The sequence below is a fragment of the Streptomyces sp. NPDC051567 genome (assembly GCF_044454165.1).
Classification (GTDB): Bacteria; Actinomycetota; Actinomycetes; order Streptomycetales; family Streptomycetaceae; genus Streptomyces.
Window position 1 is genome coordinate 50,582 of sequence record NZ_JBITDK010000019.1, and the last position, 15,405, is coordinate 65,986.

General features: G+C 74.0%; 11 protein-coding genes. 1 reads left to right on the plus strand and 10 read right to left on the minus strand.

Translation table 11 applies throughout. The annotated features are described in order from the left end of the window. Positions 1–136 precede the first annotated feature (136 nt). The 8 genes from ACIA5F_RS20915 to ACIA5F_RS20950 form a co-directional block, all read right to left on the minus strand. Positions 137–1,063 carry a S1 family peptidase gene (locus ACIA5F_RS20915; protein WP_399355078.1) on the minus strand — a complete coding sequence of 309 codons (927 nt, stop codon included), beginning with the start codon at positions 1,061–1,063 and terminating at the stop codon, positions 137–139. A 112-nt stretch (positions 1,064–1,175) separates the two neighbouring features. After that, positions 1,176–2,747, minus strand: a complete 1,572-nt coding sequence (locus ACIA5F_RS20920) for an RNA polymerase sigma factor (RefSeq protein ID WP_399355080.1) — start codon at positions 2,745–2,747, stop codon at positions 1,176–1,178. Positions 2,748–3,141: 394 nt separating this feature from the next. Next, the gene (locus tag ACIA5F_RS20925; protein WP_399355082.1) at positions 3,142–4,029 is read right to left on the minus strand and encodes a FadR/GntR family transcriptional regulator; all 888 of its coding nucleotides are present in this window, start codon (positions 4,027–4,029) and stop codon (positions 3,142–3,144) included. Positions 4,030–4,219: 190 nt separating this feature from the next. Beyond that, positions 4,220–6,025 (minus strand): ATP-binding cassette domain-containing protein, encoded by a 1,806-nt coding sequence (locus ACIA5F_RS20930; RefSeq protein WP_399355084.1) that lies wholly within the window; start codon positions 6,023–6,025, stop codon positions 4,220–4,222. A gap of 328 nt (positions 6,026–6,353) precedes the next feature. After that, positions 6,354–7,100: an NUDIX domain-containing protein gene (locus tag ACIA5F_RS20935; RefSeq protein WP_399355086.1), complete on the minus strand. Its 747-nt coding sequence runs from the start codon at positions 7,098–7,100 to the stop codon at positions 6,354–6,356. 142 nt (positions 7,101–7,242) lie between these two features. Then, a complete protein-coding gene (locus ACIA5F_RS20940) occupies positions 7,243–8,505 on the minus strand; it encodes a DUF4192 domain-containing protein (RefSeq protein ID WP_399355088.1) in 1,263 nt (420 codons plus the stop codon). Positions 8,506–9,494: 989 nt separating this feature from the next. Continuing rightward, positions 9,495–10,049, minus strand: coding sequence for a DUF2087 domain-containing protein (locus tag ACIA5F_RS20945; RefSeq protein ID WP_399355090.1), 555 nt, complete (start codon positions 10,047–10,049; stop codon positions 9,495–9,497). Between the two features lie 238 nt (positions 10,050–10,287). Continuing rightward, the gene (locus ACIA5F_RS20950) at positions 10,288–12,447 is read right to left on the minus strand and encodes a RecQ family ATP-dependent DNA helicase (RefSeq protein ID WP_399355092.1); all 2,160 of its coding nucleotides are present in this window, start codon (positions 12,445–12,447) and stop codon (positions 10,288–10,290) included. A 558-nt stretch (positions 12,448–13,005) separates the two neighbouring features. Here ACIA5F_RS20950 and ACIA5F_RS20955 point away from each other — a divergent pair. Continuing rightward, positions 13,006–13,632: a hypothetical protein gene (locus tag ACIA5F_RS20955; RefSeq protein ID WP_399355094.1), complete on the plus strand. Its 627-nt coding sequence runs from the start codon at positions 13,006–13,008 to the stop codon at positions 13,630–13,632. 124 nt (positions 13,633–13,756) lie between these two features. Here ACIA5F_RS20955 and ACIA5F_RS20960 read toward each other — a convergent pair whose 3' ends face one another. Beyond that, positions 13,757–14,413: a hypothetical protein gene (locus ACIA5F_RS20960; RefSeq protein ID WP_399355185.1), complete on the minus strand. Its 657-nt coding sequence runs from the start codon at positions 14,411–14,413 to the stop codon at positions 13,757–13,759. A gap of 51 nt (positions 14,414–14,464) precedes the next feature. Beyond that, positions 14,465–15,175, minus strand: coding sequence for a ribonuclease HII (locus ACIA5F_RS20965; RefSeq protein WP_399355096.1), 711 nt, complete (start codon positions 15,173–15,175; stop codon positions 14,465–14,467). Positions 15,176–15,405: the final 230 nt, after the last annotated feature.

Consider the following 15,405-nt stretch of genomic DNA (forward strand, 5'->3'; position numbering starts at 1 on the left):
AACCCGACCCGCCCGCCCGGGGGGGGCGGGGCGCGGCCCGCCCCCCCGGTCCGGGGGGGGCCCCGCCCAACAAAACCCCCGCCGGGGCGGCCCCCCCCCCCCCGGGGGCCCCCCCCGCCCCTTCCGGGTGACGCGCCTACTCCCCCCGATGCCCCTGTACGGGCCGGGGGCCCGGCCCTGAGCCCCTGGGGGCCACCGGTCCGGCATCCTGATCGCCGCCGGGCTGCGCGCCCGCCTCCGGGCCTGTGACGAACCCGGCCAGCGGGGCGATCCGGGTGTACACGCCCGGACTGTCGGCCCGCCCGCAGCCCCGGCCCCAGGAGACCAGCCCGATGAGCCTGCCCTGGGCGACCAGCGGCCCCCCGCTGTCCCCCTGGCAGGCGTCCCGGCCGCCCTCCCGCGCCCCGGCGCACACCATGGACTCCGCCCGGTACTGCCCGTCCGCGTCCCCCGGGTAGGCCCGCCCGCACACCTCGTCCGGCAGGACCGTCACCTGCGCGGACCTCAGCCCGTACGCGTAGTCGCCGAAGCCGCTCGTGTCGCCCCAGCCGTACACGGCCGCGTCGGTCCCCGGCGCGTAGGCGGGGTGCCCCGGCCCGGCCAGGGGGAGGACGTACTGCGCCGGCACGGCTTCGGAGAGTTCCAGCACGGCGAGGTCCCCGGCATTGCTCACCCGGTCGTAGGACGGGTTCACCCGGACCGCCCGCACCGGGATCTCGCGACCCTCGGCGGCCCTCAGCTCCGTACGCCCGACGACCACCCGGAAGTCGCGCACGGACTCCAGGGGGCCGCCCAGCGCCTCGCGGCCCAGGCAGTGGGCCGCGGTCAGCACCTTGGCCGGGCCCACGAGGACGCCCCCGCAGAACTGGCCGCCCCGTGTTCCCCCGAACCGGTCACGGCTGATGAGGGCCACGACCCAGGGGCTGTCGGCCACCTTCACCGGCTTCCCGCCGATCACCACGCTGTCCGCAACGGCCTGGGGCACCTGGACGAGCGGTACCGCAGCCGCTCCCGCCACCACGGTCAGCACGCCCGCCAGGACACGGGCAAGGGGACGACGCATGAGGACTCCTGACTCCGAGTGTGCACGACTCCACACAGAGTGGAATGCCCGGCGGCCAAACGCACCCGCGCGGCCACCGGTACACGGCCCCGGCGGGCCGGAAGGGACCCGCTCAGTCCAAGTAGTCGCGCAGTACCTGGGAGCGCGACGGGTGGCGCAGCTTCGACATGGTCTTGGACTCGATCTGACGGATGCGCTCACGCGTGACGCCGTAGACCTTGCCGATCTCGTCCAGGGTCTTCGGCTGGCCGTCCGTGAGACCGAAGCGCATGGAGACCACGCCCGCCTCGCGCTCGCTCAGGGTGTCGAGCACCGAGTGCAGCTGTTCCTGCAGGAGCGTGAAGCTCACCGCGTCGGCCGGGACCACGGCCTCGGAGTCCTCGATGAGGTCGCCGAACTCGCTGTCGCCGTCCTCGCCGAGCGGGGTGTGCAGGGAGATCGGCTCACGGCCGTACTTCTGGACCTCGATGACCTTCTCGGGGGTCATGTCGAGTTCCTTGGCCAGCTCCTCCGGGGTGGGCTCGCGGCCCAGGTCCTGGAGCATCTGGCGCTGCACACGGGCGAGCTTGTTGATGACCTCGACCATGTGCACGGGGATGCGGATCGTGCGGGCCTGGTCGGCCATGGCCCGCGTGATCGCCTGCCTGATCCACCAGGTCGCGTACGTGGAGAACTTGTAGCCCTTGGTGTAGTCGAACTTCTCGACCGCGCGGATCAGGCCCAGATTGCCTTCCTGGATCAGGTCCAGGAAGAGCATGCCGCGGCCCGTGTACCGCTTGGCGAGGGAGACCACGAGGCGGAGGTTGGCCTCCAGCAGGTGGTTCTTGGCGCGGCGGCCGTCCTCGGCGATGATCTCCAGCTCGCGCTTGAGCTTGGGCGCCAGTTTGTCGGAGTTGGCCAGCTTGTCCTCGGCGAACAGGCCCGCCTCGATGCGCTTGGCGAGCTCCACCTCCTGTTCGGCGTTGAGGAGGGGGACCTTGCCGATCTGCTTGAGGTAGTCCTTGACCGGGTCGGCGGTGGCGCCGGCGACGACGACCTGCTGGGCGGGGGCGTCGTCCTCGTCGTCGGAGATGACGAAACCCTTGTTCTCGCCACCCTCCTCTTCCTCCTCGGCCTCGCGCTTGGCCGCGTCGGGACCCTCGTCCGAGGTCTCCTCGTCGCCTGCCTCGTCGGCGTCCTTCTTGGCCGTGGTCTTCTTCGCCGCCGTTTTCCTGGCGGTGGTCTTCTTGGCGGGAGCCGCCTTCTTCGCGGCCGTCTTCCTCGCCACGGTCTTCTTCGCGGCGGGCTCGGTCCCGGCCTCCTGCACGAGGTCGTCCGTGGTCTCCGGGTCGGCCGCCGGGGCCGGTGCGGCGGTGGGTCGCGCGGCCGTCGTCCTCGCCGTGACGGTCTTGGTGGCCGTCCGCTTGGCCGGGCTCTTCGCCGCGACGCTCTTACGGGTGGTGCGCTTGGGCGACTCCGCGGCACTGACCATCAGCGTCACACCCTCTTCCTCGAGGATCTGGTTGAGGCTGCGCAGAACGTTCTTCCACTGGGTCGCAGGAATCTGGTCAGCCTCGAAGGCCCGACGCACGTCATCGCCGGCGATCTGCCCCTCGGCCTTGCCCCGCTCGATGAGCGCCATCACAGACTCGGAATCGGCGATCTCCGACGGGAGCGTACGGGATGTGCTGGCCGACACGAACAACCTCTCGGAACGATGGAAACGGCTTCCGACCCCGGGCCCTGCGCTGGTGCTGGACCGGAGCCGACGACCACCGACTGGGGATGGGCCGGCGGCGCGGGCAGGGGCCGGGGAGCTGCACAGCACCCGCAAGGGCTGCTGTCTTCCCTCCGTCGGCCATCACCTCTTAAGGTCATCGCGTGACCTCGCGGAGCGTTACGCCCAATCTTCGTGGCCCGAGTCACACCCCGTGTGCGCCAATGCCGGTCATAGGGCTGTACGGGCGGTTCTGACACGGTGGGCGACGCCTGGGCCGACCCCGGCGGGGCCCAGGACGGCGCCGCGCACCACCTGCCGCCGGGCCTCGCCGGGCTCGGCGAGGCCCGGCGGCAGGTGGCTCACCCCGCGTGTCCGCCCGTCAGTGCTCACGGGGGGCGGGGACCACTCGCTCGACCTCCGGATGGACCGTCAGGAGCTGGCGCATGGCGTTCTCGGCGCTCAACGCGTCACCGGCGGCGAGGGCCTCGACCATGCGCGCGTGGTGCGCGACGCAGGTCTCGCTGGGGCGGTCGCAGGCGGTGATCGGGCTGCCGGAGACCTGGAGGGCGGCGGAGACGATGCCGGAGAGGTGCTCCAGCATGCGGTTGCCCGCGACCTGGATGAGCAGGGCGTGGAACTCGTTGTCGGCCCGCGCGAAGGTGATCGAGTCGCCCTGGCCCAGGGCGTGGCCCATGATCTCGACCATGTCGGAGAGGCGCTGCTGGATGTCCGGGCGGCCGTGGCCGGCGGCGAGGCGGGCGGCGAGGGGTTCGATGGTCCAGCGGAGCTCGTTGAGCTCGCGGCGCTGGTCGTCGCGCTGGGGGCCGAAGGCGCGCCACTCGATGATGTCGGGGTCGAGGAGGTTCCAGTCGGCGACCGGGCGGACCCGGGTGCCGACGTTGGGGCGGGCGCTGACGAGGCCCTTGGCCTCCAGGACCCGCAGCGATTCGCGGACGACCGTGCGGGACACCTCGAAGCGCTGGCCGATCTCCTCGGGGACCAGCGGGCGGTCCGCGCCGAGATCGCCGGAGACGATCATCTGTCCGAGCTGCTGGACGAGTTGGCCGTGGAGTCCGCGGCCTCGGCTGCCTGCGGCGCGACGGCCGACACGACTCAACTCGACGTCGGAGCCGTCCCAGTGGGGTACTCCGACACGGTCGGACCCGGGGGTCTCCGTGTAGGGGTAGCGGTCGAGTTCGCCCGGGCCGACGATGCCGGACTCGGCGTGGCGGGCGGCGGTCATCATGGTGTGCGCAAGGGTACTCACGAATCCTTTGTCGGCCGCACCTCCACGACCCTTGAGGTCTTTGGTGAAAAGCACACGAAAGGGTGATCGGTGCCACCTGCGCAATTGACGACTTATCGTAAAGAACCGGGCCTTTTGCGGGGAGTTGTGGTCCGCTTCACCCGATGCGGACCACAACGGTCCCGATGGGTCGCCTCCAGCGCCGCAACGGTCACCAACGGACTCGGCCGCGCAATCGTGTGAACCCATAGGCGCACAACAGGACCATCAGCGACAACGCCAGCGCGGTGCCCACGGGTTGGGCCATCGCCCGCAGGGCCACCAGGAGCAGACGGTCCACCTCCGGGGGCCACTGCGCCCAGGCCAGGCCGCGCAGCCGGGCCGCGAGCCCGGTCGCCGGGTACATGGACGGGCCCTCCAGCACCTTGCGCACCAGCGGCACCACCACGACCGGTACGGCGAGCACCGCGGCCAGACCCGCGGTGGCGGACCGGAAGACACCGGAGGCCAGGACGCCGGCCCAGGAGCAGCCGACGAGGAGCCCGGCCCAACTCACGGACGGCGAGAGCCACTCGGCGGGAAGGCGCAGCGGCCCCCGGTCGAACACGAGGGCCAGGGCGGCGGCGTCGGTGATGACGGTCAGCGCGCCCAGCGCCAGGGCGAGGGCGGAGGCGACGGTGAGCTTGGCCGTGAGCAGCCCCATCCGACGGGGCACGGTGCCGCGGTCCGCGGTGAGTGCGGGGTACCGGTGCTCCTCACCGAAGGCCAGGGCTCCGAGCAGTCCCGCGCCGAGGGCGGCGGGCGGCAGCGGCAGCAGCTTCGGCCAGGCGGTGAGCAGCCGGCCCTGGGCCGGCTGACCGGACCGGGCCAGCACCAGGGCGATGCCGGCCGACACGGCGAGCACCAGCACGGCGGTGAGGACGGGGGTGGCGGTGCCGAAGACCCGGAGCAGCTCGTAGCGCAGGGGCCGCAAGGGTCCGCCGACGCGGCGCACCGCCGAGGGGGGCCGTTGGGCGCGGGCGTACCCGGGCCGGCCGCCCGCGTCCTCCCGGGACGGCGTGCCGCGTGCTCCGCCGGGTTCCGTGCCGGGTCCGGGCGGGGACCCCGCTCCGGTGCGGGCCTGTGGCACCGGTGACGCGTGCGTGCCCGTGTCACCGGTCTCGTCGGCGAGCCGGTGGACCAGGACTCCGTGCCGGAACGCCGCTTCACCGACCTCGGCGCAGTTGCTGCCGTACACCGACAGGCGGCTGCCGCTCTCCTCGACGATCTCCACCGTCCGGTGGGCCGCCCGCGCCTCCCGGCCCAGTACGTCGGCCAGCCGGGCCGCGTGCGGGGTGCGCACGGCGACCCTCGGCCGCAGCCTGGTCCGGGCGAACTCGGTGGCGTCCTGGTCGGCGACGAGACGCCCCGCCTCGATGCTGACGACCCGGTCGGCGCTGCGGGCCGCCTCCTTCGCGTCGTCGGTGGTGAAGAGCACCACGCCGCCGAGCGAGGCGTGCCCGCGCAGCAGTCCGTGCAGCCAGCCCCGGTCACGGGGGGAGAGTCCTGCGGCGGGCTCGTCCAGCAGCAGGGTGCAGGGGTCGGCCAGGAGCGCCGCGGCCAGCCCGACCCTGCGTTCCATTCCGAGGGAGAGCGAGCCGAGCCGTTGGTCCCGCAGGCCCGCGATCCCGACGACCTCCAGCATGGTGTCGGCGCGGGAGGCCGGCACCCCGGCGGCGGCGCAGAGCATCCGCAGTTGGTTGCGGACGGTTCGCGACGGGTTGCCGGGGACGTCGCCGAGCAGTACGCCGACCTCACGGCCCGGGTGCGGGGTCCGGTGCAGCGGGCGACCGCGGAAGTAGGTCACGCCGCGGCCCGGTTCGAGTTCGAGCATGAGTCGCAGTGCGGTGGTCTTGCCCGAGCCCGGCTCGCCGAGCAGGGCGGTCACGCTCCCCGGGCGGACCTCGAAGGTGAGGTCGTCCACGAGGGGCGGGGCGTGGGGACGGGGCGTGCTGGTGAGTCCGATGGCCTGGAGCATCGCTTCCCTCGCGGGGGGTGAGACCGCTCTGCGGCAGGGTGAGTACCCTACGCAAGGTAGCGCGATATGTCCGATTTTCGACGTAACCGGCCCGAGGGGGCGCGGTTCTGGCCCTCCCGTCCGGCCGATAGGGGCTCCCTGGCGCCGGACCGGGTGGGTCGCCTGCGGTGGTGTCGGCACCGGCGGCACGGCCGGGCCGGGCTGTCGCCCGGGGGACGGCCGTGGTGGTGATGGTCGTGGTGGTGACGGCCGGGCTGCGCGCGGACCCGTTGCCCTCGCCCGGCGCGGCGAGGGCAACGGCGACGGTGCCGGCCGTGACGGCGGTGCGTCAGACTTCCGGGCGCAGCATCGGCGGGTTGAGCAGGGTGGCGCCGCCGGCCCGGAACAACTGGGCGGGGCGTCCGCCCTGGCGGGTCGTCGTCCCTCCGGCCGGTACCAGGAACCCGGGGGTTCCGGTGACCTTCCGGTGGAAGTTCCTCGGGTCGAGGGCCACCCCCCAGACGGCCTCGTAGACCCGGCGCAGCTCGCCGACGGTGAACTCGGCGGGGCAGAAGGCGGTGGCGAGGGAGGAGTATTCGATCTTGGAGCGGGCGCGCTCCACGCCGTCGGCGAGAATCCGGTCGTGGTCGAAGGCGAGCCCTTCGGATGCCTCGTCCGCGGCGGCCAGCAGTTCGTCGACAGGGGCCCAGCGTGCGCCGTTGGCGTCTCCGCCGGCCTTCGGCGCCGGCAGGTCCGGAGCCAGCACCAGGTGCGCCACACTGACGACACGCATCCGCGGATCGCGCTTCGGATCGCCATAGGTGGCCAGCTGTTCGAGATGCGCCCCGTTGCCCACACCGGGGTCGGCGGGGTCGTGCGCGCACAACCCCGTCTCCTCGGAGAGTTCCCGGGCCGCGGCTGCCGCGAGGTCCTCGTCCCCGCGCACGAAGCCGCCGGGCAGCGCCCAGCACCCCTGGAACGGCTGCTCGCCTCGTCGGACGGCCAGCGCGCAGAGTGCGTGGCGTCGCACGGTGAGCACGACCAGGTCGACGGTGACGGCGAAGGGCGGGAAGGCCGACGGGTCGTAGGGCGACATACCGTGATCATAGTCGTCTGCTTGACGATAAACAGAGCTTCGGTGACCTTGAGGAGCTCGGCCCGGAGACCGGCCGCCCCGCCGGGACGCGTCACCGCCCTCCCCCACCATGACGACCGCGTCCGCCGGTCCGGGCATGGGCTCACTGGTCGCTCCCCGCGGTGCTCCGGGGCGCGCGGCGGGCCGGCCGTTTCCGACGGCCGGGCGGGCGGACGGCTGCCACGGGGCGCTTGCGCCGGGGTTCGCGGCGTCGTCGCTCCTCACGCAGGCAGTGCCGCAGCCCTTCCGGGTCGATGCCTTCGCTGCAGGCGTGGTGGAGGAGTTGGGCGAAGCGGTAGTCGGCGTCCGCCCGCAGGGCCATTCCGAGGGCGATCCGGGCGGTCGGCTCGTCCCCGGTGGACCAGGAGACCCAGCCCGCGAGGGTGAGCGGCGGCGCCGCGTGCTCGGCGTACACCCCGACACAGCGCCGGGCCAGCGCCCGCCACAGCCGCAGGGCGGGGGCGGCTTCCTCGCCCTCCATCCACTCGGCCGCGATGTCCCGGATCTCGCGGTCCTGGAGGCCGAGGATCAGTGCGGCGGCCTCGTCGTGGCCGAGCAGCGCGTCGTCCCAGTCGTCGGCGCGGGGACCGCCCTCGGCGGGCGGGGCGAGGGTCATGCGCCGCATCAGGGACCGGGCCAGTGCGACGGTCCCGGCGCCGATCTCCTCGCGGGTGGTCCCGTCGAGGATCTTCGGCATCAGGGCTGCGGCGGCCCGGTCCAGCGCTCCTTCCATCTCCTCGGCCGCGGCCCCGCGCAGGGGGGCCAGGCGCCCTTCGATCTCCTTGAGGGAGCCCCTGACCTGGAGTCCGGCGAAAGTCGCCGCCGCGGCCATCACCGAGGTACCGGCCAGGGCGAGCGGGTTGCCCTCGGCCGGGCAGCAGCGTTCGTCGGGGCAGCAGTAGGACCAGTAGCGGCCCCCGGAGAGGCACAGGGCCTCCAGGACCGGTACGTCCAGTGCGCCGCAGGCCAGCCTGACGCCCTGGGCGAGCGGCCGGAGCCGGGTCATCACCCTCTGGCCGCTGTCGTCGTCCCGTGGGTCCTGGCAGAGGAAGATCACGATGCCGTCCGGCTTCCCGCCGCGCCGCTCGCTGCCCCTGACCAGGCATTCGGCGACCTGTCGGGCGGTGTCCTCCCATTCCGCGCGGTTCGTGGGGATACCGACGCGCAGGCGACCCCCGAAACGTCCGCCCTCACCGTGCACGGCCACCATGACGAGGGAGTCGGTGGGGTGGAAGCCGAGCATGTAGGGCAGCGCGTCGGCCAGCTCGGCCGGACTGCGCAGGGTGATCTGCGGGTTGGTGGTGGAGCCGGACGGGGTGCCGGAGGGCTCTCCGGACGGGGTGCGTGCTTCGTGGTTGTTCGTCATGTCCCGAAGGTCCCGTGCGGAATCCGATCCGGAAACCCCTGTGGATAACTCTTGAACGCTCAACATCCACAGGTCTGGAGCGGTGGTGGCGCGATGTCGGAGCCATCGGGTTGCATGGGGGCATGAACGCAGACTTGAGGTACTCGGCCGACTCCGCACCAAGCACTGAACTCGGTGCCGGTGGCGGACGCGCTCCGTGTCGTGGCCGGTCTCCCACCGGGCGGGACACGCACGGGTCGCGGCGGCGGACCGGCTGTCGCGGGGGTGCTCGGCCGCCCTGCCCCTGCCGCCCTTCCGTCTTACCCCTGCCGTGTTCCCCGGTCGGTGATCGGGGCGTCCGGGGTGGTGGCCAGGGCGGTAAGGCGTCGAGGAAGGTGGCGGCCAGGGCAGCGGGGTCGAGCCGACCGGAGAACCGCATGGGCAGCGGGGCCTTGAGGGTGGAGTTCGGCCCCTCCCGCCGGTTGAGGAACCACACGCGGTATCAGGCTAGTGCGGTGACCGGAAAGGTTTGCCGATGAGCCCGCGGCGTCCGGTGCGACTGCGTTCGCTGCGCTCACTTCGTCTCGGCTCTTGCCTTTCCTTCGGATGCCGAGCGCATCGCAAGGCGGAGGGGCGCCCGTAGTACCGGATGTACTCGGGCGCCCCGACAGCTCGGCCTCCAAGGGCCTCGAAGAGGAGCCGAGACGAAACGAGCGCGGGGGCACCTCCCAGCGGTAGCTGGGGGAGAGTGCAGTGCGGCGAGGTGCCGTGCCGGGCGTCGCGGGCCGGTGAACCTTTCCGGTCACCGCACTAGGCACCCCGGTGGGCGCGCTTGCGGCACTCGGGCAGGCATGGGTGCGCCAGCTTCGCGCGCGTCGCCGGAGCCCGGCCGCGGGGTGCGGCGCCCAGCCTCCGTGCCCGGGTGCGGACATGCCGAAGGGCCTGCCCGGGGCGGGCCCTTCGAGGGGGGGCGGGACGGCGCGGGGACGCGGCGCCGGTGTCCGGGTCGTCTACAGCGCGGGCTGGATATCGGTGCGCAGCCAGTAGCGGCCGGCCTCGCGGCCGAGGAGGCAGAGGTCGACGAGGTAGCGGCGGACCGTCACGTGGTCGGTGCCCGCCCCCTCGCACCACGCCTTCAGCTTCTCGTTGACGGAACGCTCGTCGTAGGTGGTGTCGGTGGCGAACGTGCGGTGCGTCAGGTGCTGGAGGACGATACGGCGGCGGCCCCAGTGGGAGGGCAGCCGGACCAGCCGGTCGTCGCGGGCGAAGGTGCGCAGCAGCGATTCGACCTGCTCGTCGGCGTATCCGTGGTGATCGGGCTCCTCGGTGACGCGGCTGTCGCGCACGATGCCCTTGAAGTGGTCGGTGTGCGCGGCGAGCAGGTCGTCGGCCCCGGTGACCAGGCCGCCGGCGCGCAGGCGGCGCAGCGCGACGGCGGTCTCCTTCGCGGGGACTCCCGCGGCCTCGGCGGCGGCCTGCGGCGAGGACGCCCCGAGGACGACCGTGGAGAAGACCCGCAGCCGGGTGGGCTCGGCAGGCAACGCTACGACGGCTTCTGGCCTCATCGGGTGGTCCACGCTTCTCTCGTTCGGGGATGGGACGGGCGGGACGGGCGGGGCGCTCGACGGTACGGAGCGCCGCACTCCGATGCTCCGACGGCGCCCTGCCCCCCGTCGACCGGGATTTCCGAAGCTGCCTGCGAGCTACCTGCGGGCGACGGCGGCCCACCCGTGGACCACCCGCGCCCGTCCGCCCCGCTCCCCCTCGGCCCGGCACGGAAGGCCCGCCCCGCCCCGGGAGGGCTCAGCCCGACGAGGCGAGGACCAGCGGGAGCACCTGTGTGCCGCCCGCCCGGCGGAGCAGGCGGGCGGCGACCGCGAGGGTCCACCCGGAGTCGGTGAGGTCGTCCACGAGCAGGACGGGGCCGGGAGCGTCCGCCAGCGCGCCCGCCAGGTCCTCGGGGACGGTGAAGGCGCCGGACAGCGCCCTGAGGCGTTGCGCGGAGTTGCTGCGGCGTGCCGAGTGCGCGCCGTCCGGCCCGGTGTACGCCAGGGTGCCCAGGAAGGGGAGGCGGCCGACGGTCGCGATCCCCCGGGCGAGGGAGCCGACCAGCTGCGGGCGGGTCAGGGACGGTACGGCGACGACGCCCACCGGCCGGGCGGAGGCGTCCGGGACACTCGGCGCCCAGCCGCCCGGCGAGCGCGCCCAGTCGGCGAGGACGGCCACTGCGGCTCGCAGGACCTCGTCGGAGACCGGCCCGTCGGGCGCGTTCTCGGCCAGCAGCGGGCGCAGCCGGTTGCCCCAGCCGATGTCCGAGAGCCGTCCCAGGGCGCGCCCGGTGGCGCACTGCTCGCCTGCGGGGATGCGCCCCTTGAGGTCGATGCCCAGTGCGGGCATCCCCGTCGGCCACATCCGGCGCGGCTCGACCTCCACGCCCGGGCGGTCCAGTTCCCGTGCCGCCCCGGTCAGCGTCTCCTGCGAGACGGAGGGGTCGGCCCAGGTGCCGGCGCAGTTGTCGCACCGGCCGCAGGGGGCGGCCCCCTCGTCGTCGAGCTGCCGGCGCAGGAACTCCATCCGGCACCCGGACGTGCTCACGTAGTCGCGCATGGCCTGCTGTTCGGCGGCCCGCTGGCGGGCGACCCAGGCGTACCGCTCGGAGTCGTAGGTCCACGGGCGGCCGGTGGAGGTCCAGCCTCCCTTCACCCGCTTGACGGCCCCGTCCACGTCGAGCACCTTGAGCATGGTCTCCAGCCGGGTGCGCCGGAGTTCCACCGCCGCCTCCAGGGCGGGCACGGACAGCGGCCGTCCCGCGTCGGCGAGGGCCGAGAGGGTCTGACGCACCTGGGCCTCGGGCGGGAAGGCGGTATCGGCGAAGTAGCGCCAGATGGCCTCGTCCTCCTTGCCGGGCAGCAGCAGGACGTCGGCGTGCTCGACCCCGCGGCCGGCGCGGCCGACCTGCTGGTAGTAGGCGATCGGCGAGGACGGCGACCCGAGGTGGATCACGAAGCCCAGGTCGGGCTTGTCGAAGCCCATGCCCAGGGCCGAGGTGGCCACCAGCGCCTTGACCCGGTTGCCCTGGAGGTCGTTCTCGGCCTGCAGCCGGTCGGCGTTCTCCGTCTTGCCGGTGTACGAGGCCACGCGGAAGCCGCGCTGGCGCAGGAAGGCGGTGGCCTCCTCGGCGGCGGCGACGGTGAGGGTGTAGATGATCCCGGAGCCCTGCAGCCCGTCCAGGTGCTCGGCGAGCCAGGCGAGGCGGTGCGCGGCGTCCGGGAGCTGGACCACGCCCAGGCGCAGGCTCTCCCGCTCCAGCGGGCCGCGCAGCACCAGGGCCTCTCCGGCACCGGTACCCAGCTGCTCGGCCACGTCGGCGGTGACCCGCGCGTTGGCGGTCGCGGTGGTGGCCAGCACGGGCACGCCGGGGGCGAGCTCGGCGAGCATCGCCCGCAGGCGGCGGTAGTCGGGGCGGAAGTCGTGTCCCCAGTCGGAGATGCAGTGCGCCTCGTCGACCACCAGCAGGCCGGTCGTGGCCGCGAGCTTGGGCAGCACCTGTTCCCGGAAGTCCACGGAGTTGAGGCGTTCCGGGCTGACGAGGAGGACGTCGGTCTCGCCGCGCTCGACCTCCCCGTAGATCGTGTCCCACTCCTCCGGGTTGGCCGAGTTGATGGTCCGCGCCCGGATGCCCGCCCGCGCCGCCGCGTCGACCTGGTTGCGCATCAGCGCCAGCAGCGGCGAGATGATCACCGTGGGGCCGGAGCCGCGCCGGCGCAGCAGAGCGGTCGCGACGAAGTACACCGCCGACTTGCCCCAGCCGGTGCGCTGCACCACCAGGGCCCGGCGGCGCTCCTCCACCAGGGCCGCCACCGCCTGCCACTGGTCCTCCCGCAGCCGCGCCGGACCCCCGGGGGCGCCGACGAGCTCGGCGAGGATGGCATCGGCTTCGGCGCGGAGCTCCAGGGTGTCCATGCCCCCATGCAACCCGATGGCACGGACAATCGACCAACTCACCCAGCGTGACTTCCCGCTCACGGGTGGCCCGCCGGGGCTCCGGCCGGGTGCCCGGCGGCGCCCGATGTCCGCCCGATGTTTGCCCTGCGATCGCCCCGCGCGCTCCGGACCAGCTGATTCCGGACGGTGTCGCGCAGGGCCCGGTGGCGGTCCCCGGCGGCCGGGCCCGGGCCGGGCGGCTGGTCCGGCCCTCCTGGCGGACGGCCCGCGGCGGGCGGGCGGACCCTCGCCGGCCCGCCGGGCCGTTCGGGCGGGTGGTGCGAAAGAGGTGTTTCCGCTGGTGCGCGCGCTCCAGCGGGAGCCGAATGCGTCATCTTCTGTCCGGTGGAGCAAGGATATGAGCGGCATACCGGCGAATTCCGGTCGGCAACGTCAATTGCTCGTTGCCGCATGCTCAGGGGCCGCGCGAGAATCGGGGGGCTCCCCGCTCGGCTCCTCGGTACTCTCCCGGGCCGCGCCGCGGCGCGCCCGCACCCAGCCGTGCCCGTCCCCGGGCGTGTATCCGAAGGGAGGACCGTGACCTTCGGATTCGCCCCGCCCTCGACCACGTCCCCGGCCAGGGCCGGTGGCGGCGGCCGTCACGGCAGGCTGCTCGAACCGTCCGAGTGGACGGCGGCGGGGGTTCCCCTCCTGCGCAATCCGCGGGAGGTCGTCACCGGGCTGCACTCCCGGCACGGCCCGGTGCCGTCGATGGCGATGATCGCCGTCCTCGGCCCGGAGGAGCGGCTCGTGGCGAGCGCCTCGTTCGTGCACCCGTCGGCGTCGGCCGACGGGTGGGAGTACCGCAACGCCCTGCTCGCCCGGTTGCGCCGGGTCGTCCCGCACGACCTGCGGCGCAGGACTCCGGTACGGACGGCGGTGCTGCTCTACTGCCGCGAAGGCGACGGGCAGTGGACCGAGGAGGACGGGGCCTGGATGTGGGGGCTGCGGGACGCCTGCACCCTGCACGGGCTGCGCTGCGGGGCGTACATCACGCTGACCCGCGGTGGCTGGCAGGTGCTGGGCGAGGGCCGGGGCGGCCGGAGGCCCGGCTCGGACTCCCGTCCCGAACACCTCGGCGACACCGTGCCCGGGTTCGGCCCGCTGCCGCTGCGCACCGGTGGCGGCCCGGCCGAGGCCCTGCGGCGGACCGCCGCGCGCTGACCCCCGTACGGCGGCTCCTGCACGGCGGCCCCTGTACGGCGACCCCCGGAACCCGGCTCCGGGGGCGGCGGGACCGGCGCGGGGCCGGTCCCGCCCCTCTGGCCTCACCAGGGGTACGGGGGCGTCAGACGCCCGTACCCGGCACGGAGTCGGCCTGCTGCGCGTCGCCGCACACGATCAGGAGCGCACCGGCCCGCGCGAGCGCGGCCGGCAGGGCGGCGGCCGTCGCCCCGGCCGGTCCGCCGTTGGCCGCGAGGACCACGACGGGACGGCCCGCGGCGCGCTGGAGCCGCGCGGCGTCCGCGTAGAAGACGTCGTCCCCGGCGTCGTGCTGGGCCCAGTACGACGCCTCGCCGAAGGACAGTTCGTGCGCGGCCCACGGGTGGGGGTCGCCGGTGGTGAGCACCAGGATGTCGCCGGGCGCGCGGCCGGTGTCGAGCAGCAGGTCCACGGCCTCCTCGGCCGCGTCCAGCGCGCCCTCGGCGGAGGCGGGGACCAGTTGCACCTGCGGCGCCGGGGCGGACGGTCCGGCGGGAGCTGCGGGAACAGGTCCGGGGGTGGCCTGCGGCGCACGCGGTGCGGGTCGGGGGGTGTCTCCCGCGCGGCTCGCCGCTGCGGGGGAAGGACCGGGGCGTCCGGGCCGGGGTACGGCGGCGGGACGCGGACCGGGTACAGGGCGGGGGGGCTGCGCGGTGGGGCTTGCGGCCTGCGTGGCGCGGGGACCCTGGGCACTCTCGTGAATCTGAGGCTCCTCGATGGCGGGTGAGAGGCGGGAGTTGATATGTATCAAACACCAGTACGAAACGTACCGGTGGGTGGTGCCTGGGCGCGATCAGAAATCGAAGCCGAGCTGTCCTCCGTCTTCCAGCTCCGCCGCCCGCTCGCCGCGGCGCACCTTCTTGAGGTGACGCCACCGGGGCAGCGCGTCGAGGTAGGACCACGAGAGCCGGTGGTACGGGGTGGGGCCCCGCTCCTCCAGCACCGCCCGGTGGACGGGCGAGGGGTATCCGGCGTTGGCGGCGAAGGCGAAGTCCTCGATGCCGTCGCCCCGCTCGCCGAGTTCGGCCATCATCCGGTCGCGCCGGACCTTGGCGATCACCGAGGCCGCGGCGACGGCGACGCAGGACCGGTCGCCCTTGATCACCGTACGGACCTGCCAGGGCGGGCCGAGATAGTCGTGCTTGCCGTCGAGGATCACCGCGTCGGGCCGGACCGGCAGGGCCTCCAGGGCGCGTCCGGCGGCGAGCCGCAGGGCGGCGGTCATCCCGAGGGCGTCGATCTCCTCCGGGGAGGCGTGCCCGAGGGCGTGGGCGGTGACCCACTCCTCCAGGACGCCGACGAGCGCGTCGCGTCGCCTGGGGGTGAGCAGCTTGGAGTCGGTGAGCCCTGCGGGCGGGCGGCGCAGACCGGTGACCGCCGCGCACACGGTGACGGGACCGGCCCAGGCCCCTCGTCCGACTTCGTCGACCCCGGCGATGACCTTGGCGCCGGTGGTCGCACGGAGGGAGCGTTCGACGGTGTGGGTGGGTGCTTCGTACGGCATGGCGCCAGCAAGGTTACGCCGCCCCGGGCCGCCTGCCCACCCCGGGCTGCCCCCCGACCGCCAGCCGCCCATCCGATTTACTCCCGCACACGACCGCACGCCGCACCCGCACCATCGGGAACGGCAGCGCCGACCGGAACACCCAGACCCTCCGGCCCGACACACACCGCCGGATTCCGGACCTCACAGGGCTCGGGCAGGCCGTCGCACGGCTCCCACGACCCACCCCG